Here is a 20,392-nt window from a genome sequence, read left to right as displayed (position 1 = left end):
AACTAAACCTCCCTTCACATTTCATTAATTATTTATCTAAAGTTTCACCAGATTTTTTTGCTACACGTACCTTTTTGCCATCGATAACTTGGTACCCAACACGAGTTGGCTCACCAGATTTAGGATCCAACGGCATTACGTTTGATACGTGGATAGGTGCCTCTTGGCTAACGATTCCACCTTGTGGATTTACTTGAGAAGGTTTAGAGTGTTTTTTCACAACGTTCACGCCTTCAACAAGTACACGGTCTTTCTTTGGGAAAGCTGCAAGTACTTCACCTTGCTTACCTTTGTCTTTACCAGAGATAACCACTACTTTGTCGCCCTTTTTAACATGCATCCTATTCGCACCTCCTTAAAAGGCATTTTGTATTTGTTCTATATATCAATTAGATAACTTCTGGAGCTAATGATACGATCTTCATGAAGTTGTTATCACGTAATTCACGAGCAACTGGTCCGAAGATACGAGTACCACGTGGTCCTTTGTCGTCACGGATGATTACGCAAGCATTTTCGTCGAAACGGATGTAAGAACCGTCATTACGGCGAACACCACTTTTTGTACGTACAACAACAGCTTTAACAACGTCACCTTTTTTAACAACGCCTCCTGGTGTTGCTTGTTTCACCGTACAAACGATAACATCACCAATGTTTGCTGTCTTACGACCTGAACCACCAAGTACTTTAATAGTAAGTACCTCACGTGCACCAGAGTTGTCTGCAACTTTTAAACGAGATTCTTGTTGAATCATGTACGAAACCTCCCTTCGGATGAATCATTCTTATCCGATCTATCTTAACTATTAGATGATAACAGCTTTTTCTACAACTTCTACTAGACGGAAACGTTTAGTAGCTGATAACGGACGAGTTTCCATGATCTTCACGATATCGCCTAGTTGAGCTGTATTGTTTTCATCGTGAGCTTTGAATTTCTTTGAGTATTTTACACGCTTGCCATAAAGCGAATGCTTTTTGTAAGTTTCAACAAGAACAGTAACAGTCTTATCCATTTTGTCAGAAACTACGCGGCCAGTGTAAACTTTACGTTGGTTGCGTTCACTCATTCTGAAAGCCTCCTCTCAGACTTAATTATTTATTAGCAGCAATCTCTCTTTCACGAACTACAGTTTTCATACGAGCGATCGATTTGCGCACTTCGCGAATACGAGTAGTATTCTCTAATTGTCCAGTCGCTAATTGGAAACGAAGGTTAAACAACTCTTCTTTTAAAGCCTTAACTTTTTGTTCAATTTCAGCAGTGGTAAGGTCACGAATTTCATTAGCTTTCATTAGAATCACCACCAATTTCTTCACGTTTTACAAACTTACATTTTACAGGTAGCTTGTGTGCAGCTAAACGTAAAGCTTCACGTGCAACCTCTTCAGATACACCTGAAATTTCAAACATTACTTTTCCAGGTTTAACAACTGCTACCCAACCTTCAGGAGCACCTTTACCAGAACCCATTCGGACTTCTAGAGGCTTAGCAGTATAAGGTTTAGAAGGGAAAATTTTAATCCATACTTTACCGCCACGTTTCATGTAACGAGTCATTGCGATACGAGCAGCTTCGATTTGACGGTTTGTAATCCAAGAAGCTTCAGTAGCTTGTAAACCGAATTCACCAAAATGTACTTCCGTACCACCTTTAGCGCGTCCACGCATTTTTCCGCGGTGTTCGCGACGATATTTAACGCGTTTTGGTAATAACATAATTATTTTCCTCCTTCCTCTGTTTTCTTTTTAGTAGGAAGAACCTCTCCACGATAGATCCATACTTTCACACCAAGTTTACCATAAGTAGTATCTGCTTCAGCGTGAGCATAGTCAATATCAGCGCGAAGTGTATGAAGTGGAACTGTACCTTCACTGTAATATTCAGAACGAGCAATATCAGCTCCGCCTAAACGACCAGATACCATTGTTTTGATACCTTGTGCGCCAGCGCGCATAGTACGTTGGATAGCTTGCTTTTGAGCACGACGGAATGATACACGGTTCTCAAGTTGGCGAGCGATGTTTTCAGCTACTAGTTTAGCATCTAAGTCTGCTCGTTTAATTTCAAGGATGTTAATGTGTACACGCTTGCCTGTTAATTGGTTAAGAGCTTTACGAAGTGATTCTACTTCAGTACCACCTTTACCAATTACCATACCAGGTTTTGCAGTGTGGATCGTTACGTTTAAGCGGTTAGCAGCGCGTTCGATTTCAACTTTAGAAACAGCTGCATCGTTTAAACGTTTAGCGATATATTCACGTACTTTTAAGTCTTCATGTAATAAGTCAGCGTAGTCTTTGCCAGCGAACCATCTTGATTCCCAATCACGGATGACACCGACGCGAAGACCGACCGGATTTACCTTTTGACCCATGAATTATCCCTCCTTCTTTTCTGATACCACGATTGTGATGTGGCTTGTGCGCTTGTTGATTTGGCTTGCACGTCCCATAGCGCGTGGACGGAAACGTTTTAAAGTTGGACCTTCGTTAACAAAAGCGTCAGTAATAACTAAATTGTTAGCGTCCATTTCATAATTGTGTTCTGCATTGGCAATAGCAGATTTTAATACTTTCTCAACGACTGGAGAAGCAGCCTTTGGTGTGTGAAGTAGCACTGCTAGCGCTTCACCCACTTGCTTACCTCGAATTAAATCTACAACTAAACGAACTTTACGAGGAGCAATACGTACTGTTCTCGCGACAGCTTTAGCTTGCATTTAAAAGCCTCCTCTCATATTAGCGTCTTGTTTTCTTATCATCACTTGCGTGACCTTTGTAAGTACGAGATGGTGCGAATTCACCAAGTTTGTGACCTACCATGTCTTCAGTAACATAAACTGGTACATGTTTACGACCGTCATATACAGCAATTGTATGACCAATGAACTGAGGGAAGATAGTTGAACGACGAGACCAAGTTTTTACCACTTGCTTGCTGTCAGTTTCGTTTAACTTCTCAATTTTGTTGATTAAATGGTCATCTACAAAAGGTCCTTTCTTTAAGCTGCGACCCATAAATGAACCTCCCTTCGTGATTGTCCTACGGTTCGTTTGAACCGTAGCTCAATCCCGTTATTTTTTACGACGACGAACGATAAATTTATCGGATTTGTTTTTCTTCTTACGAGTTTTGTAACCAAGTGTTGGTTTACCCCATGGACTCATTGGAGACTTACGTCCGATTGGAGAACGTCCTTCACCACCACCGTGTGGGTGATCGTTAGGGTTCATTACAGAACCACGTACAGTTGGACGGATACCTAACCAACGAGAACGACCGGCTTTACCGATGTTGATTAACTCGTGTTGTTCGTTACCAACTTGACCTACAGTTGCACGACAAGTTGCAAGGATCATGCGTACTTCACCAGAAGTTAAACGTACTAATACGTATTTACCTTCTTTACCAAGTACTTGAGCAGATGTACCTGCAGAACGAACTAATTGTCCACCTTTACCAGGTTTCAATTCGATGTTGTGTACTACTGTACCAACAGGAATGTTAGCTAAAGGAAGTGCGTTACCTACTTTAATGTCAGCTTCAGGACCTGACATAACTTCTAAACCTACTTTTAGGTTTTTAGGAGCAAGGATGTAACGTTTTTCACCATCAGCATAGTGAATTAATGCGATGTTAGCTGAACGGTTTGGATCATACTCGATTGTAGCAACGCGTCCAGGTATTCCATCTTTATCGCGTTTAAAATCGATGATACGGTATTGACGCTTGTGCCCACCACCTTGGTGACGAACAGTCAATTTACCTTGGTTGTTACGACCACCTTTTCTCTTGACAGGTGCAAGTAACGATTTTTCTGGTTTGTCAGTAGTAATTTCAGCGAAATCAGAAACTGACATGCCACGACGACCATTTGAGGTTGGTTTATACTTTTTAATCGCCATCTCAATTTCCCTCCTTCTCTAGTAATCTTAAGCTTCGAAGAATTCGATTTCGTTGCTCTCTTGAGTTAGTGTTACTACCGCTTTACGACGACGGTTAGTAAGACCACTGTAGCGACCTACACGCTTGAATTTACCTTTGTAGTTCATGATGTTTACTTTTTCAACTTTTACGTCAAAGATTTTTTCGATAGCATCTTTAACCTCAGTTTTATTAGCTCTTACATCAACATCAAACGTATATTTTTTCTCAGCCATTAAGTCTGTTGAACGTTCTGTAATTACGGGGCGCTTAATAATATCACGAGGATCTTTCATTATGCAAGCACCTCCTCTACTTTTTCAACTGCGTCTTTAGTGATTACAAGCTTGTCGTGGTTAACAACGTCTAATACGTTTAACCCGTTAGCTGCAACAACTGTTACACCAGGAATATTACGTGCTGAAAGTGCAACGTTATCGTTAAGATCAGCAGTTACTACTAATGCTTTGCGTTCTACTGTTAGGTTTTTAAGTACTGCTACCATTTCTTTTGTTTTTGGAGCATCAAAAGAAAGAGCCTCAACAACAACGATGTTGTTATCTTGAACTTTAGTTGATAATGCAGACTTAATTGCTAAACGACGAACTTTTTTAGGTAATTTGTAGCTATAGCTTCTTGGAACTGGACCAAATACTACGCCACCGCCACGCCATTGTGGAGAACGGATAGATCCTTGACGAGCACGACCAGTACCTTTTTGACGCCATGGCTTACGGCCACCGCCTCTTACTTCAGAACGATTTTTAACTTTAGAAGTACCTTGACGTTGAGATGCGCGTTGCATTACGATCGCGTCGAAAAGTACTTTATTGTTTGGTTCGATACCGAAAACGGCATCTTGAAGTTCGATTTCTCCAACGTTTTCACCGTTTTGGTTAAACAATGCTACTTTTGGCATTGGTTATTCCTCCTTTCTCGAAGAATTATTATTTAGATTTAACTGCAGTTTTAACAGTAACTAGAGATTTTCTAGCTCCTGGCACGTTACCTTTTACTAATAAAAGATTGCGTTCTGCGTCAACTTTAACGATTGATAAGTTTTGCACAGTGATGCGCTCTCCACCCATGCGTCCTGGTAATAATTTACCTTTGAATACGCGGTTTGGAGCTACAGGACCCATTGAACCTGGGCGACGGTGGTAGCGAGAACCATGAGACATAGGTCCACGAGATTGTCCGTGGCGTTTAATAGCACCTTGGAAACCTTTACCTTTTGAGATTCCTGTTACATCAATTACATCGCCTTCTGCGAAAATATCAACCTTGACTTCTTGACCAACTTCATATGCTGAAGCGTCCACACCGCGTAACTCACGGATGAAGCGCTTAGGAGCAGTATTAGCTTTAGTAGCATGTCCTTTTGCAGGTTTGTTAGATAGTTTTTCACGGATATCTTCGAAACCTAATTGGATTGCTTCGTAACCGTCTGTCTCAGCGTTTTTAACTTGAAGAACTACGTTAGCAGAAGCTTCAATTACTGTTACTGGGATTAAGTCACCATTTTCAGCAAATACTTGAGTCATACCGATCTTTCTTCCTAAGATTCCTTTGGCCATTAGTCACACCTCCTAAGTATCTTTTCATTCTTTATTTTAAATTAAAGTTTAATTTCGATATCTACACCAGATGGTAAGTCTAAACGCATTAATGAATCAACAGTTTGTGGTGTTGGATTCACGATATCAATTAAGCGTTTATGCGTGCGCATTTCGAACTGCTCACGAGAATCTTTATATTTGTGTACTGCACGTAGAATTGTATAAATTGATTTTTCAGTCGGTAATGGAATCGGACCAGATACAGCCGCACCAGAACGTTTTGCAGTTTCTACGATTTTTTCAGCAGATTGATCAAGAATTCTGTGATCATATGCTTTTAAACGAATGCGAATTTTTTCTTTTGCCATTATTTTCCCTCCTTTTTCGCCTACTTTACAATAGACATTCTCCGCGGAAATTTCCCCACACTCGCCATGGCAAAGCGGCCGGGTGTGTCGGCAACCTTCCGCATCATCGCAGTCAAAGACCAACATTTTTATTATACTAAAAATGGGTTCATATTGCAACAACAAAGTTAAAAAACTTTTTATGTGTCGCACACTTTTTTCATTATATATAAAAGGAGATCATTTTGCAAGTGTAATAGTAAAAACTATCTTTACCTTTTATCACCAAATAAAAAAGGAGTAGGTTACCCTACTCCTTTTTTTACTGATACGAGAAATTACTCGCTGATTTTAGCTACAACGCCAGCGCCTACTGTACGTCCACCTTCACGGATTGAGAATTTAGTACCTTCTTCAATCGCGATTGGAGCGATAAGTTCAACAGTCATTTCGATGTTGTCGCCAGGCATTACCATTTCTACGCCTTCAGGTAAGTTACAAATACCAGTTACATCAGTTGTACGGAAGTAGAACTGTGGACGGTAGTTTGAGAAGAATGGAGTGTGACGTCCACCTTCGTCCTTAGAAAGAACGTATACTTCAGCAGTAAATTTAGTGTGTGGAGTGATTGAGCCTGGTTTAGCTAATACTTGTCCACGTTGGATATCTTCACGTGCTACACCACGAAGTAAAGCACCGATGTTGTCGCCAGCTTCAGCATAGTCAAGAAGCTTACGGAACATTTCTACACCTGTTACAGTAGTAGATTTTGGCTCTTCAGTTAAACCGATGATGTCAATAACGTCACCAACTTTAACTTGTCCACGCTCTACACGACCTGTAGCAACTGTACCACGACCAGTGATTGAGAATACGTCCTCAACTGGCATCATGAATGGTTTTTCAGTGTCACGTTCTGGAGTTGGGATGTACTCATCAACAGCGTCCATAAGCTCGATGATTTTAGCTTCCCAGTCAGCGTCGCCTTCAAGAGCTTTAAGAGCAGAACCTTTGATTACTGGTACATCGTCACCAGGGAAATCATATTCAGAAAGAAGGTCACGTACTTCCATTTCTACTAATTCAAGTAGCTCTTCGTCGTCTACCATGTCACATTTGTTTAAGAATACAACTAGGTAAGGTACACCTACTTGACGAGAAAGAAGGATGTGCTCACGAGTTTGTGGCATTGGACCATCAGCAGCAGATACTACTAAGATACCGCCATCCATTTGAGCAGCACCAGTGATCATGTTTTTAACGTAGTCAGCATGTCCTGGGCAGTCAACGTGTGCATAGTGACGAGTGTCAGTTTCATACTCAACGTGTGCAGTTGAGATTGTGATTCCACGCTCGCGCTCTTCTGGAGCAGCGTCGATCATGTCGTAAGCCATTGCTGCACCTTTACCACTTTTCTTAGCAAGAACAGTAGTGATAGCAGCTGTTAAAGTTGTTTTACCATGGTCAACGTGACCAATTGTACCGATATTGGCATGTGTTTTTGAACGGTCGAATTTTTCCTTAGCCATTCGAAAATCCTCCTTAAAATTCATGTAGTTTATGTTTTATGAGGCCGTGAAAGGGAATGAACTCCACTTTCACAGCGTACATAAGTAGTTATACTTCAATAAAGAGTGAAAATCAATTATTCACCTTTATTTTTTTTAATAATTTCTTCTGAAATTGATTTAGGAACTTCTTCGTAGTGATCGAAGTGCATAGAATATGTTCCGCGACCTTGAGTGTTTGAACGTAATGCAGTTGCATAACCAAACATTTCAGAAAGTGGAACGAATGCACGTACAACTTGAGCGTTACCGCGTGCTTCCATACCTTCTACACGTCCACGACGAGACGTAACGTCACCCATGATATCTCCTAAGTATTCGTCAGGGATAACAACTTCTACCTTCATCATTGGCTCAAGGATAGCTGGGTTACATTTTGATACTGCGTTTTTAAGAGCCATAGAAGCGGCAATTTTAAACGCCATCTCACTTGAGTCAACGTCATGGTAAGATCCATCAACTAAAGCAGCTTTTACATCGATTACTGGGTAACCAGCAAGAACACCGTTTTGTAATGCATCTTCAAGACCAGCTTGAACTGCAGGGATGTATTCACGTGGAACTACACCACCAACGATTTTGTTTTCAAATTCAAAGCCTTTTCCTTCTTCGTTAGGTTCGAACTCAATCCAAACGTGACCGAATTGTCCACGACCACCAGATTGACGTGCGAATTTACCTTCAACTCTCGCACTACCGCGGAAAGTTTCACGGTAAGCTACTTGAGGAGCACCAACGTTTGCTTCTACTTTGAATTCGCGACGCATACGGTCAACGATGATATCAAGGTGAAGCTCACCCATACCAGAGATGATGATTTGACCAGTCTCTGTATTAGTTTCCGCACGGAAAGTTGGATCTTCTTCTTGTAACTTTTGAAGAGCTGTAGTCATTTTATCTTGGTCAGCTTTTGATTTTGGCTCAACAGATAAAGAGATAACTGGCTCTGGGAATTCCATAGACTCAAGAATTACAAGATTCTTTTCGTCACATAGCGTATCACCAGTAGTTGTATCTTTTAATCCTACAGCTGCCGCGATATCTCCAGCGTATACTTCAGAAATCTCTTCACGAGAGTTAGCATGCATTTGTAGGATACGACCTACACGCTCACGCTTACCTTTTGTAGAGTTTTTGATGTAAGAACCAGAGTTTAGTACACCAGAGTACACACGGAAGAATGTTAATTTACCAACATAAGGGTCCGTCATAACTTTGAACGCTAATGCTGAGAAAGGAGCGTCGTCGCTAGACTCACGCGTAACTTCTTCTTCTGTGTCAGGTACGATACCTTGGATTGCTGGTACATCAACTGGAGATGGTAGGTAATCGATTACCGCATCTAGCATTAATTGTACACCTTTGTTTTTGAATGCTGAACCACAGATAACTGGGTAGAATTCAACGTCACAAGTACCTTTACGGATACCAGCTTTTAGTTCTTCAACTGTAAGCTCGCCTTCGTCTAAGTACTTCATCATTAATTCTTCGTCAAGTTCTGCAACAGCTTCTACTAAGCTTGCACGGTATTCTTCAGCTTGCTCTTTGTATTCCTCAGGAATTTCACGAGCTTCTGAACGAGTACCTAAGTCATCTTCGTAGAAGTATGCTTTCATTTCCACTAGGTCAATGATTGCTTCGAACTCATCTTCAGCACCAATCGGCAACTGAATTGGGTGAGCATTTGCACCTAAACGATCGTGGATCGTTTTTACAGAGTACAAGAAGTCAGCACCAATTTTGTCCATTTTGTTAACGAATACGACACGGGGAACACCGTACGTAGTCGCTTGACGCCATACTGTTTCTGTTTGAGGCTCAACACCAGATTGAGCATCAAGAACTGCCACAGCGCCATCAAGTACACGTAATGAACGCTCAACTTCAACAGTGAAGTCTACGTGTCCAGGAGTATCGATGATGTTAACGCGGTGACCTTTCCAAGAAGCAGTTGTCGCAGCAGACGTGATAGTGATACCACGTTCCTGCTCTTGCTCCATCCAGTCCATTTGTGAAGCTCCTTCATGAGTTTCACCAATTTTATGGATACGGCCAGTATAATAAAGAACACGCTCAGTTGTTGTTGTTTTACCAGCATCAATGTGAGCCATGATCCCAATATTACGAGTGTTTTCTAAGGAGAACTCTCTTGCCATCTTAGGTATTTCTCCTTCCATATTTTAGTTTGTTTTTTAAAAAGTTTCGTTAAAAGATTACCAACGGTAATGAGCAAATGCTTTGTTAGCTTCTGCCATTTTGTGAGTATCTTCACGCTTCTTAACTGCAGCACCAGTGTTGTTAGCTGCATCAAGGATTTCGTTAGCTAAACGCTCTTCCATCGTTTTTTCTCCACGAAGACGAGCATAGTTTACTAACCAACGAAGACCTAAAGTAGTACGACGCTCTGGGCGTACTTCTACAGGAACTTGGTAGTTAGAACCCCCTACACGGCGTGCTCTAACTTCTAGTACAGGCATGATGTTTTTAAGAGCTTGGTCGAATACTTCCATAGCTTCTTTACCACTGCGCTCTTGTACTAAATCGAATGCTCTATAAAGAATAGCTTGTGACTTACCGCGCTTTCCATCAAGCATCATTTTGTTGATTAAGCGAGATACAAGCTTAGAATTGTAAATCGGATCTGGTAATACGTCTCTTTTTGCAACAGGTCCCTTACGTGGCATTCTACTTCCTCCTTTCACTTTTAAAAGTTTATCTATTATTTGTTAAGCTATTAATTGTTAAGCTATTATTTTTTAGCTGCTTTTGGTCGCTTAGTACCATATTTAGAACGACCTTGCATACGGCCATCCACACCAGCAGTATCAAGTGCACCACGTACGATATGGTAACGTACCCCTGGTAAATCTTTTACACGTCCACCGCGGATAAGTACCACGCTGTGTTCTTGTAAGTTGTGACCAATACCTGGGATATAAGCTGTTACCTCGATACCGTTTGTTAAACGTACACGAGCATATTTACGAAGAGCCGAGTTCGGTTTCTTCGGTGTCATAGTACCCACACGTGTACATACACCACGTTTTTGTGGAGAAGATTGGTTAGTTTGAGCTTTTTTGAAGCTGTTGTAACCTTTGTTTAAAGCAGGTGAGTCAGATTTTTTACCTTTGCTCACACGACCATTACGGATTAATTGGTTAATAGTAGGCATTTAAATTTTCCTCCTTTCGCCTTTTGTAAGACCACACATCCAGGTGGTTCATTTTTTAGCAAAAAACAAAGTCTTTGAAACTAAAAGTTCAAAAACGTGTTAACTAATAATTGCAACAGTTGCAGCGTTAACTTCTATCCTACAAGCTTGACCAAGCTTTCGCATAGAAGGGACATACGTATACGGAACGTTTTCTTGCTGTGCTGTTTTTACCACAATAGATGTGACATAAAGATCAGCATCTTCAGCAATGATGACTTCCTTTACTGTACCTTTTTTTAATGCTTTCACCGTCTGCTTTGTTCCTACAATAATATGATCAGCCTGTAATACTTTTTCATAAGACATTATCATATCCTCCAAAGTAACAGGTAGTTTATAGGAGCACCTTTGATATAGTATCATTCCCTAGAATGGATGTCAACTAACGTTTTGTAGTTTTTTAAAAAAACATCCATTCTAGAGTAATGATTTTATAATTAGTCGATTGTTACCGTTTCTTCAGCTTGGTTTTTGATTGGTTCAGCATTACGATATCTCGTCATACCTGTACCAGCCGGAACTAGCTTACCAATGATAACATTCTCCTTAAGTCCAAGCAACTCATCACGTTTTCCTTTGATTGCAGCATCTGTAAGAACACGCGTTGTTTCTTGGAATGATGCAGCAGATAAGAAGGAATCAGTTTCAAGAGATGCTTTTGTAATACCAAGTAATACAGGACGGCCTGTCGCTGGACGATTGCCTTCAAGTAATACTTTTTCATTTGCATCAGTGAATTGGTGAATATCAAGTAATGAGCCTGGTAATACATCTGTATCTCCTGAATCCATTACGCGCACTTTACGAAGCATTTGGCGAACCATTACCTCTACGTGCTTATCTCCAATTTCTACCCCTTGCATACGGTATACTTTTTGCACCTCACGAAGCAAGTACTCTTGTACAGCCGTGATGTCTTTTACTTTTAGTAATTCTTTAGGATCAATTGAACCTTCTGTTAATTCTTGACCACGTGCAATACGCTGTCCTTCAATAACTTTCAGACGTGCACTGTACGGAGCTGTGTAAGAACGAGTTTCAATGTCGCCTTGAACAGTAATTTCGTGCTGACGATCGCGTCCTTCAGAAATGCTGGCAATTGTACCTTCAATTTCAGAAATAACGGCTTGACCTTTAGGATTACGCGCTTCGAAGATCTCTTGGATACGCGGTAAACCTTGAGTGATATCGTCTCCAGCAACCCCACCTGTATGGAATGTACGCATCGTTAACTGTGTACCTGGCTCACCGATAGATTGAGCAGCGATGATACCAACTGCTTCACCCACTTCAACTTCTGAACCAGTCGCAAGGTTACGACCGTAACATTTTTTACATACACCGTGGCGAGTGTTACAAGTGAATGCAGAACGAATCCATACTTCTTCAACACCAGCATTCACAATTGTTTCAGCTAGGTCTTCTGTAATTAGTTCGTTTTCTTTAACTAACACTTCATTTGTTCCTGGGTGAAGCACTGTTTTTCTTGCATAACGTCCAATTAGACGCTCATCAAGTTTTTCAATTTCTTCTGTTCCTTCTTTGATTGCAACAGCCAGAATACCACGGTCTGTACCACAGTCGTCATCACGTACGATAACGTCTTGTGCCACGTCAACCAGACGACGAGTAAGGTAACCTGAATCAGCTGTTTTAAGAGCCGTATCGGCAAGACCTTTACGTGCACCATGGGTAGAGATAAAGTACTCTAATACTGTTAAACCTTCACGGAAACTAGATTTGATTGGTAACTCGATGATACGACCAGACGGGTTGGCCATTAGTCCACGCATACCTGCAAGCTGAGTGAAGTTAGATGCGTTACCACGGGCACCAGAGTCACTCATCATGAAGATTGGGTTTCGTTTGTCTAATGACGCCATTAATTTACCTTGGATAACGTCTTTTGCACTACTCCATACAGAGATAACACGGTCATAACGCTCATCTTCAGTAATTAAACCGCGACGGAATTGTTTTAGTACGTTATCTACTTTTGCTTGTGCTTCTGTTAAGATAACTTCTTTTTCTCCTAAAACAACGATATCAGCTACACCAACTGTAATACCAGCTTTAGTAGAATATTTGAAACCTAGGTCTTTCATGCGGTCAAGCATTTTAGATGTTTCAGTAATTTTGAAACGTTTAAATACTTCAGCGATGATATTACCTAAGATTTTTTTCTTGAACGGTGCGATAGCCGGTTGATTCTTGATGAATTCCTTCACATCTGCACCCTTTTCAACAAAATACTTCTCAGGAGTTTTTACTTCTAAGTTTTCTCTTGTTGGTTCGTTAATGTATGGGAACGATTTTGGTAAAATTTCGTTAAAAACTAATTTACCAACCGTTGTAACAAGCAATTGTTGATTTTGTGCTTCTGTAAACGTTTCATTGTTTAAAGAACCTGCATACACAGCTACACGTGTATGAAGATGCACATAACCGTTTTGGTACGCTAATAGTGCTTCATTCGTATCTTTGAACACCATACCTTCTCCAACTGCATCTTCACGCTCAAGTGTTAAGTAGTAGTTACCTAATACCATATCCTGTGAAGGTGTAACAACTGGTTTACCATCTTTAGGGTTCAAGATATTTTGAGCAGCAAGCATTAAGATACGTGCTTCTGCTTGTGCTTCTGCAGATAACGGAACGTGAACCGCCATTTGGTCACCGTCAAAGTCAGCGTTATATGCTGTACATACAAGCGGGTGAAGACGGATAGCGCGACCTTCTACAAGCGTAGGTTCAAATGCTTGAATACCTAATCTGTGTAGCGTTGGTGCACGGTTTAAAAGAACTGGATGCTCTTTAATAACCGATTCTAATACGTCCCATACTTCAGGTTGCACGCGTTCAATTTTACGTTTTGCACTCTTGATGTTATGAGCTAAACCGCGTTCAACAAGCTCTTTCATTACGAAAGGTTTGAAAAGCTCTAACGCCATTTCCTTTGGAAGACCACATTGATACATCTTTAAGTTCGGACCTACAACGATTACCGAACGGCCAGAGTAGTCAACACGTTTACCTAATAAGTTTTGACGGAAGCGACCTTGCTTACCTTTTAACATGTGAGAAAGAGATTTTAATGGACGATTACCTGGTCCTGTTACCGGACGGCCACGACGACCATTATCGATTAATGCATCTACAGCCTCTTGAAGCATACGCTTTTCGTTTTGAACGATAATGCTAGGAGCTCCAAGGTCTAATAAACGCTTTAAGCGGTTGTTACGGTTAATTACACGGCGATATAAATCATTTAAATCAGACGTAGCAAAGCGTCCACCATCTAGTTGAACCATTGGACGAAGTTCTGGTGGAATAACCGGTAGAACATCTAAGATCATCCAAGAAGGTTCGTTACCAGAATGACGGAAAGCCTCTAGTACTTCTAAACGTTTAATAGCACGTGTACGACGTTGACCTTGAGCAGTTTTCAATTCTTCTTTTAAAGCATCTACTTCTTTATCAAGATCAATGTCATGCAATAATTTCTTAACAGCTTCAGCACCCATTGCTGCGTGGAAAGTTTGTCCGTACTTCTCACGATACGCACGGTATTCTTTCTCTGATAAAAGCTGTTTCTTTTCAAGTGGTGTATCACCAGCATCTGTTACCACATAAGAAGCAAAATAAATGATTTCCTCTAGCGCACGAGGGGACATGTCTAAGACAAGTCCCATGCGGCTAGGAATACCTTTGAAGTACCAAATATGTGAAACAGGTGCAGCTAGTTCAATGTGACCCATGCGTTCACGACGAACTTTTGCGCGCGTAACTTCTACGCCACAACGATCACATACAACACCTTTATAACGAACGCGCTTATATTTTCCGCAGTGACATTCCCAGTCCTTTTGTGGACCGAAAATACGCTCACAGAATAAGCCGTCTTTTTCAGGTTTTAACGTACGATAGTTGATCGTTTCAGGTTTTTTTACCTCACCGTACGACCAAGAACGAATTTTATCTGGCGAAGCTAGACCGATTTTCATATACTCAAAGTTATTTACATCTAGCAAGGAGCCTACCTCCCTTTTAATCTACAGGTTTTTTCCCTTAACGTTTATATGAAAGTAATTCCTTACTCTTTTGTGACAGGATCTTTTTGTCCTTCAGAAAGGCTTTCTTCGTTATCTGCAATAATTGATTCTGTTGGTTGCTCATGGTCCTCTTCTGAATCCATGATATCAATTTCTTGCTCGTCAGCAGAAAGCATCTTCACATCCATACCTAAACTTTGTAGTTCTTTAATTAATACTTTGAACGATTCAGGTATGCCAGGTTCTGGAATGTTTTCACCTTTAACAATTGCTTCGTATGTTTTCACACGACCTACTACGTCGTCTGATTTCACTGTTAAGATCTCTTGTAACGTGTAAGCAGCACCGTATGCTTCAAGTGCCCATACTTCCATCTCACCAAAACGCTGTCCACCGAACTGCGCTTTACCACCAAGTGGTTGCTGTGTAACAAGTGAGTATGGTCCGGTAGAACGAGCGTGAAGTTTGTCATCTACCATGTGAGCAAGTTTGATCATGTACATGATCCCTACTGATACACGGTTATCGAATGGTTCACCTGTTCGACCATCATATAGAACTGTTTTAGCATCACGAGACATGCCAGCTTCTTCGATTGTTGCCCAAACATCTTCCTCACGCGCACCATCAAATACTGGAGACGCAACGTGAATGCCAAGCTTACGAGCAGCCATACCTAAATGAAGCTCTAGCACCTGACCGATGTTCATACGGGATGGTACCCCTAATGGGTTTAACATGATGTCAATTGGCGTACCGTCTGGTAGGTAAGGCATATCTTCTTCAGGTAAAATACGTGAAATTACACCTTTGTTACCGTGACGACCGGCCATTTTGTCACCTTCAGAAATTTTACGCTTCTGAACAATGTATACACGGACTAATTGGTTTACACCTGGTGGTAATTCGTCGCCATCTTCACGGTTGAAGACTTTAACATCTAGAATAATTCCACCGCCACCGTGTGGTACACGAAGAGAAGTATCACGAACTTCACGCGCTTTTTCACCGAAAATAGCGTGTAGAAGACGTTCTTCAGCTGTTAGTTCTGTTACACCTTTTGGCGTTACTTTACCAACTAAAAGATCTCCATCTTTTACTTCTGCACCAATGCGGATGATTCCACGCTCATCTAAGTTACGAAGCGCATCTTCACCTACGTTTGGAATGTCACGCGTAATTTCTTCAGGCCCCAGTTTCGTATCACGAGACTCAGATTCATATTCTTCAATATGAACAGACGTATATACATCGTCTTTCACAAGGCGTTCACTCATGATGATGGCATCTTCATAGTTGTAACCATCCCATGTCATGAAACCAACCATTACATTTCGTCCTAAAGCAAGCTCACCTTTTTCCATTGAAGGACCGTCGGCTAAGATCTCGCCTTTTACTACTTCGTCGCCCACTGAAACAATTGGGCGTTGGTTGTAACAAGTACCTTGGTTAGAACGAACGAATTTTAATAATTTGTATTGATCTAAGTTACCTTTAACTTTTTGTCCGTCTACTTCTTCATAGCGGCGAACAAAAATTTGTTTTGCTTCTACGCGCTCTACAACACCAGGGTATTTACAAATCACGGCTGCACCAGAGTCTTTACCAGATACGTACTCCATACCTGTACCTACGATTGGTGCTTCAGGATTTAATAAAGGTACTGCTTGACGTTGCATGTTCGCACCCATTAATGCACGGTTAGAGTCATCGTTCTCTAAGAATGGGATACACGCTGTAGCGGCAGATACAACTTGTTTTGGTGATACATCCATATAGTCTAAACGATCGCGACGAATAACCGTATTTTCTCCACGGAAACGTGCAACAACGTTTTCATCTAAGAATGAACCATCATCACCTAGACGAGCGTTCGCTTGGGCTACAACATAGTTATCTTCTTCATCAGCTGTTAAGTAGTCAATTCGTTCTGTCACTTTACCCGTTTCAGGATCGATACGACGGTAAGGTGTTTCGATGAAACCGAATTTGTTTACTTTTGCATAAGAAGAGAGTGAGTTGATTAACCCGATATTCGGACCCTCTGGCGTTTCAATCGGACACATACGACCATAGTGAGAATAGTGAACGTCACGCACTTCGAAACCAGCGCGCTCACGCGTTAAACCACCAGGTCCTAAAGCTGAAAGACGACGTTTGTGCGTCAATTCTCCTAATGGATTCGTTTGATCCATGAATTGTGATAATTGAGAACTTCCAAAGAACTCTTTAATCGCCGCAATAACTGGACGGATATTAATTAATTGTTGAGGTGTAATTGTATTCGTGTCTTGAATTGACATTCTTTCACGAACAACACGTTCCATACGAGATAAACCGATACGGAATTGGTTTTGTAACAATTCACCTACAGAACGCAGACGACGGTTACCTAAGTGGTCGATATCATCTGTATCTCCTACTTGATGAAGCAAGTTAAAGAAGTAACTGATTGATGCTAAAATATCAGCAGGTGTGATATTTTTAACTTCTTCTGTTACATATGCGTTGCCTGATACAGTGATAATTTTTTCACCTTCTGGATCATTTGGCGCATATATCTTAATAGATTGTAATGTAACATCATCTTCTACTACTCCACCAACCGGACTATAAGTTTTGAAGTTTACTCCACCTTCAAGCATCGGAATCAAGCGGTCTAGCAGACGGCGGTCAATCATTGCGCCTTTTTCTGCAATAATTTCACCTGTTTCAGGATCAACTAATGTTTCAGCTAGTTTTTGATTAAATAAGCGATGTTTGATATGAAGCTTTTTATTAATTTTATAGCGACCTACGTTTGCTAAGTCATATCGTTTTGGATCAAAGAAGCGAGATACTAAGAGAGATTTCGCATTCTCAACTGTCGGCGGTTCACCCGGACGTAAACGCTCATAGATTTCTAATAGCGCTTTTTCCGTTGTTTCCGTATTATCTTTTTCAAGCGTATTACGGATATATTCATTATCACCGATTAAATCGATAATCTCTTGGTCAGAACCGAAACCTAGCGCGCGTAACAGCACTGTTACTGGCAGTTTACGAGTACGATCAATACGTACGTATACTACATCTTTTGCATCAGTTTCATATTCTAGCCATGCACCACGGTTAGGGATAACAGTTGCTGTATATCCTTTTTTACCGTTTTTATCAAGCTTTCCACTATAGTAAACACTTGGTGAACGAACCAACTGTGATACGATAACACGCTCAGCACCATTAATTACAAAGGTACCTGTTTCGGTCATCAATGGGAAATCTCCCATGAACACATCTTGGTCTTTTACTTCACCTGTTTCTTTATTAATTAACCGCACCTTAACACGAAGAGGTGCTGCATAAGTTACATCACGTTCTTTAGACTCTCCTACTGAATACTTTGGCTCACCTAAGCTGTAATCAATAAATTCTAGTGATAAGTTACCTGTAAAATCATCAATTGGAGAAATATCTTGGAACATTTCTCGTAAACCTTCATCTAAAAACCATTGGTATGAAGCCGTTTGAATCTCGATTAAGTTCGGTAACTCTAAAACTTCACTAATACGAGCATAACTTCTGCGTTGGCGGTGGCGTCCATACTGAACTAGTTGACCTGTCAACTGATTCACCCCTCAAATCAAGCGTTATTATTCAAAATATATAATAAACCATATGTTTATTATTGAACAAAAGAAAAATGGTCTCTTTAAATAGAAAACCACAATTTCATAAAAACGTACTATTGATTTTATTAGTTTTTCCCATATAATTCAAAATTATACCTTTTATTTTATGTATAACCCGAGCCTATATGGAATATTTATATATTGGCATTTTATAATGCTAACATACTAAAAAATATTAGTCAACATTTTTTAGCACATATGATATAATACCCTTTTTTCTTTTCTACTACTTCTACTTCATTAAATAAAGATTCTAATTTCGCAAGAGCAGATGGTGCTCCTTGCTTTTTCTGAATCACAATCCAAAGTTTCCCTTGATCAGCAAGGTGATCTAATGACTGTTCTAGAATTTCATGAACTACTTTTTTACCCGCACGGATCGGCGGATTACTAAGAATAGCTGCAAAATTCGTTTCCTTCACATTTTTATAACAAGAGCTTTGATAGATTGAAACATTTGATACCGAATTAGCTTCAGCATTTTTTCGAGCTAATGCTAATGCACGTTCATTCACATCCACCATATGAACGTTTCTTTGACTATCCTCTTTTGCAAGCGCCAACCCAACTGGGCCATATCCGCACCCAACGTCTAAAAGCGGGCCGGGACTCTCGGGCATTTGAAAAGTTTCAATTAACAGGCGAGATCCAAAATCGATCTCTTTTTTTGAAAAAACACCGCGGTCACTCGTAAACGAAAAAGAGGTTCCTCTCAATTCAAATGAAAAGCGCTCTTCATTACTTGCAGACGATGGTGTATTAGAAAAATAATGTTCTGTCAAAATAGAACCTCCTAATCAATATGTTCTTCTTTACTATAAATGAAAAGGATGACAGAAGCAAAAAAGCTCGCTTGTACAAGCGAGCTTTTTTATATCAGTTGCTAAGCAATAATTACTTAACTTCTACAGAAGCGCCAACTTCTTCAAGTTTAGCTTTTGCTTCTTCAGCTTCTTCTTTAGAAATACCTTCTTTAAGAGCTTTTGGAGCGTTATCAACGATTTCTTTAGCTTCTTTTAAGCCAAGACCAGTGATTTCACGTACTACTTTGATAACTTTGATTTTTTGGCCGCCAGCACTTTCAAGTACTAGGTCAAATTCAGTTTTCTCAGCAGCAGCTTCACCAGCAGCACCGCCAGCTACAGCTACAGGAGCAGCAGCAGTTACGCCAAATTCTTCTTCAATTGCTTTTACTAAATCGTTAAGTTCTAAAACAGTCATATTTTTAACTGCTTCAATGATTTGTTCTTGAGTCATTGTTAATTTCCTCCTTGTGATTGTGTTATATATAACAGACTAGATTATGCACCTTGTTCTTCTTTTTGATCTGCCACAGCTTTTGTAGCAAGAGCAAGGTTGCGAATTGGAGCTTGAAGCACGCTAAGCAACATAGAAAGTAAGCCTTCGCGAGATGGTAGTTCTGCAAGTGCTTTAATTTCTTCAACAGATGCAACATTACCTTCAATTACACCAGCTTTGATTTCTAATGCTTCGTGTTCTTTAGCGAAGTTGTTTAGAATTTTAGCTGGAGCAACAACATCTTCTCCACCAAATGCGATTGCATTTGGACCAACTAACGCATCATTAAGACCTGTTAGTTCAAGTTTTTCTACAGCACGGCGAGTTAAAGTGTTTTTGTAAACTTTGAACTCAATGCCTGCTTCACGTAATTGCTTACGAAGTTCAGTAACTTCAGCAACATTCAAACCACGGTAGTCAACGACAACTGTTGAGTTACTCGCTTGAAGTTTTTCAGCAATTTCGTCTACGACTTGTTTCTTTTGTTCAATTACGTTGCTCATCTTTACACCTCCTGTAGATTTCCTTCCGTACACTCAGACAAGGTGCAATAAAAAACCTCCATGACAATAAAGACATGGAGGTGTAGTAAGCGAACCATAACGTTTCACTAATTTATCTCACACACCTCGGTAGGAAATTAAGCTTTGCAGCACCTACTGTCTACGGTAAAAATGTTATTCTTTTTTAACAACATTATCTATTATAATCAGGGACTTTTAAAAAGTCAACACCGATTTATTTCCAAAT

General features: G+C 40.4%; 23 protein-coding genes and 1 other annotated feature. All 23 genes read right to left on the bottom strand.

Annotated elements, in window-relative coordinates:
• Nucleotides 1–28: 28 nt before the first annotated feature.
• Nucleotides 29–340 carry a 50S ribosomal protein L24 gene (gene rplX, locus ACLHDF_RS31115; RefSeq protein ID WP_013054938.1) on the bottom strand — a complete coding sequence of 104 codons (312 nt, stop codon included), beginning with the start codon at nucleotides 338–340 and terminating at the stop codon, nucleotides 29–31.
• Between the two features lie 49 nt (nucleotides 341–389).
• Complete coding sequence (rplN, locus tag ACLHDF_RS31110) at nucleotides 390–758, bottom strand: 50S ribosomal protein L14 (RefSeq protein WP_413922215.1); 369 nt, start codon at nucleotides 756–758, stop codon at nucleotides 390–392.
• A 51-nt stretch (nucleotides 759–809) separates the two neighbouring features.
• The gene (rpsQ, locus tag ACLHDF_RS31105) at nucleotides 810–1,073 is read right to left on the bottom strand and encodes a 30S ribosomal protein S17 (protein ID WP_013054936.1); all 264 of its coding nucleotides are present in this window, start codon (nucleotides 1,071–1,073) and stop codon (nucleotides 810–812) included.
• A gap of 25 nt (nucleotides 1,074–1,098) precedes the next feature.
• Nucleotides 1,099–1,299 carry a 50S ribosomal protein L29 gene (gene rpmC, locus ACLHDF_RS31100; protein ID WP_013054935.1) on the bottom strand — a complete coding sequence of 67 codons (201 nt, stop codon included), beginning with the start codon at nucleotides 1,297–1,299 and terminating at the stop codon, nucleotides 1,099–1,101.
• The gene (gene rplP, locus ACLHDF_RS31095) at nucleotides 1,289–1,723 is read right to left on the bottom strand and encodes a 50S ribosomal protein L16 (protein WP_013054934.1); all 435 of its coding nucleotides are present in this window, start codon (nucleotides 1,721–1,723) and stop codon (nucleotides 1,289–1,291) included. Before rplP ends, rpmC begins: the two co-directional genes overlap by 11 nt.
• A 2-nt stretch (nucleotides 1,724–1,725) precedes the next feature.
• Nucleotides 1,726–2,382: a 30S ribosomal protein S3 gene (rpsC, locus tag ACLHDF_RS31090; RefSeq protein WP_116741845.1), complete on the bottom strand. Its 657-nt coding sequence runs from the start codon at nucleotides 2,380–2,382 to the stop codon at nucleotides 1,726–1,728.
• A gap of 3 nt (nucleotides 2,383–2,385) precedes the next feature.
• Nucleotides 2,386–2,727 carry a 50S ribosomal protein L22 gene (rplV, locus tag ACLHDF_RS31085; protein ID WP_013054932.1) on the bottom strand — a complete coding sequence of 114 codons (342 nt, stop codon included), beginning with the start codon at nucleotides 2,725–2,727 and terminating at the stop codon, nucleotides 2,386–2,388.
• A 19-nt stretch (nucleotides 2,728–2,746) separates the two neighbouring features.
• A complete protein-coding gene (gene rpsS, locus ACLHDF_RS31080; RefSeq protein WP_013054931.1) occupies nucleotides 2,747–3,025 on the bottom strand; it encodes a 30S ribosomal protein S19 in 279 nt (92 codons plus the stop codon).
• A 57-nt stretch (nucleotides 3,026–3,082) separates the two neighbouring features.
• Entirely contained in the window at nucleotides 3,083–3,913 is an 831-nt protein-coding gene (gene rplB / locus ACLHDF_RS31075; protein ID WP_013081374.1) for a 50S ribosomal protein L2, read from the bottom strand.
• Between the two features lie 27 nt (nucleotides 3,914–3,940).
• Nucleotides 3,941–4,228, bottom strand: coding sequence for a 50S ribosomal protein L23 (gene rplW, locus ACLHDF_RS31070; protein WP_013054929.1), 288 nt, complete (start codon nucleotides 4,226–4,228; stop codon nucleotides 3,941–3,943).
• On the bottom strand, nucleotides 4,228–4,851 hold the full coding sequence (rplD, locus tag ACLHDF_RS31065) for a 50S ribosomal protein L4 (protein ID WP_413922214.1): 624 nt from the start codon (nucleotides 4,849–4,851) through the stop codon (nucleotides 4,228–4,230). The genes rplW and rplD overlap by 1 nt, the downstream gene beginning before the upstream one ends.
• Nucleotides 4,852–4,879: 28 nt before the next feature.
• Nucleotides 4,880–5,509 carry a 50S ribosomal protein L3 gene (gene rplC, locus ACLHDF_RS31060; RefSeq protein ID WP_413922213.1) on the bottom strand — a complete coding sequence of 210 codons (630 nt, stop codon included), beginning with the start codon at nucleotides 5,507–5,509 and terminating at the stop codon, nucleotides 4,880–4,882.
• Nucleotides 5,510–5,550: 41 nt separating this feature from the next.
• A complete protein-coding gene (rpsJ, locus tag ACLHDF_RS31055; protein ID WP_013054926.1) occupies nucleotides 5,551–5,859 on the bottom strand; it encodes a 30S ribosomal protein S10 in 309 nt (102 codons plus the stop codon).
• A 317-nt stretch (nucleotides 5,860–6,176) separates the two neighbouring features.
• Nucleotides 6,177–7,367, bottom strand: a complete 1,191-nt coding sequence (gene tuf, locus ACLHDF_RS31050; protein WP_413922212.1) for an elongation factor Tu — start codon at nucleotides 7,365–7,367, stop codon at nucleotides 6,177–6,179.
• 116 nt (nucleotides 7,368–7,483) lie between these two features.
• Nucleotides 7,484–9,562 (bottom strand): elongation factor G, encoded by a 2,079-nt coding sequence (gene fusA, locus ACLHDF_RS31045; RefSeq protein WP_413922211.1) that lies wholly within the window; start codon nucleotides 9,560–9,562, stop codon nucleotides 7,484–7,486.
• A gap of 57 nt (nucleotides 9,563–9,619) precedes the next feature.
• Nucleotides 9,620–10,090, bottom strand: coding sequence for a 30S ribosomal protein S7 (gene rpsG, locus ACLHDF_RS31040; RefSeq protein WP_013054923.1), 471 nt, complete (start codon nucleotides 10,088–10,090; stop codon nucleotides 9,620–9,622).
• 65 nt (nucleotides 10,091–10,155) lie between these two features.
• Nucleotides 10,156–10,578, bottom strand: a complete 423-nt coding sequence (gene rpsL, locus ACLHDF_RS31035; RefSeq protein ID WP_413922210.1) for a 30S ribosomal protein S12 — start codon at nucleotides 10,576–10,578, stop codon at nucleotides 10,156–10,158.
• A 99-nt stretch (nucleotides 10,579–10,677) separates the two neighbouring features.
• Nucleotides 10,678–10,926: a 50S ribosomal protein L7ae-like protein gene (locus tag ACLHDF_RS31030; RefSeq protein ID WP_413922209.1), complete on the bottom strand. Its 249-nt coding sequence runs from the start codon at nucleotides 10,924–10,926 to the stop codon at nucleotides 10,678–10,680.
• Nucleotides 10,927–11,057: 131 nt separating this feature from the next.
• Complete coding sequence (gene rpoC / locus ACLHDF_RS31025; protein WP_413922208.1) at nucleotides 11,058–14,651, bottom strand: DNA-directed RNA polymerase subunit beta'; 3,594 nt, start codon at nucleotides 14,649–14,651, stop codon at nucleotides 11,058–11,060.
• 62 nt (nucleotides 14,652–14,713) lie between these two features.
• Nucleotides 14,714–18,277: a DNA-directed RNA polymerase subunit beta gene (gene rpoB / locus ACLHDF_RS31020; protein ID WP_013081368.1), complete on the bottom strand. Its 3,564-nt coding sequence runs from the start codon at nucleotides 18,275–18,277 to the stop codon at nucleotides 14,714–14,716.
• A 245-nt stretch (nucleotides 18,278–18,522) separates the two neighbouring features.
• Entirely contained in the window at nucleotides 18,523–19,125 is a 603-nt protein-coding gene (locus ACLHDF_RS31015) for a class I SAM-dependent methyltransferase (protein ID WP_413922207.1), read from the bottom strand.
• Between the two features lie 112 nt (nucleotides 19,126–19,237).
• Nucleotides 19,238–19,600 carry a 50S ribosomal protein L7/L12 gene (gene rplL, locus ACLHDF_RS31010; protein ID WP_013054917.1) on the bottom strand — a complete coding sequence of 121 codons (363 nt, stop codon included), beginning with the start codon at nucleotides 19,598–19,600 and terminating at the stop codon, nucleotides 19,238–19,240.
• 44 nt (nucleotides 19,601–19,644) lie between these two features.
• On the bottom strand, nucleotides 19,645–20,145 hold the full coding sequence (rplJ, locus tag ACLHDF_RS31005; protein WP_116741835.1) for a 50S ribosomal protein L10: 501 nt from the start codon (nucleotides 20,143–20,145) through the stop codon (nucleotides 19,645–19,647).
• A 40-nt stretch (nucleotides 20,146–20,185) separates the two neighbouring features.
• Nucleotides 20,186–20,329, bottom strand: a sequence feature (ribosomal protein L10 leader region).
• Nucleotides 20,330–20,392 lie beyond the last annotated feature (63 nt).

Origin of the sequence: Priestia megaterium, assembly GCF_046599315.1 — a bacterium.
GTDB lineage: Bacteria > Bacillota > Bacilli > Bacillales > Bacillaceae_H > Priestia > Priestia megaterium_F.
This window is presented reverse-complemented; position numbering and strand designations above follow the sequence as displayed.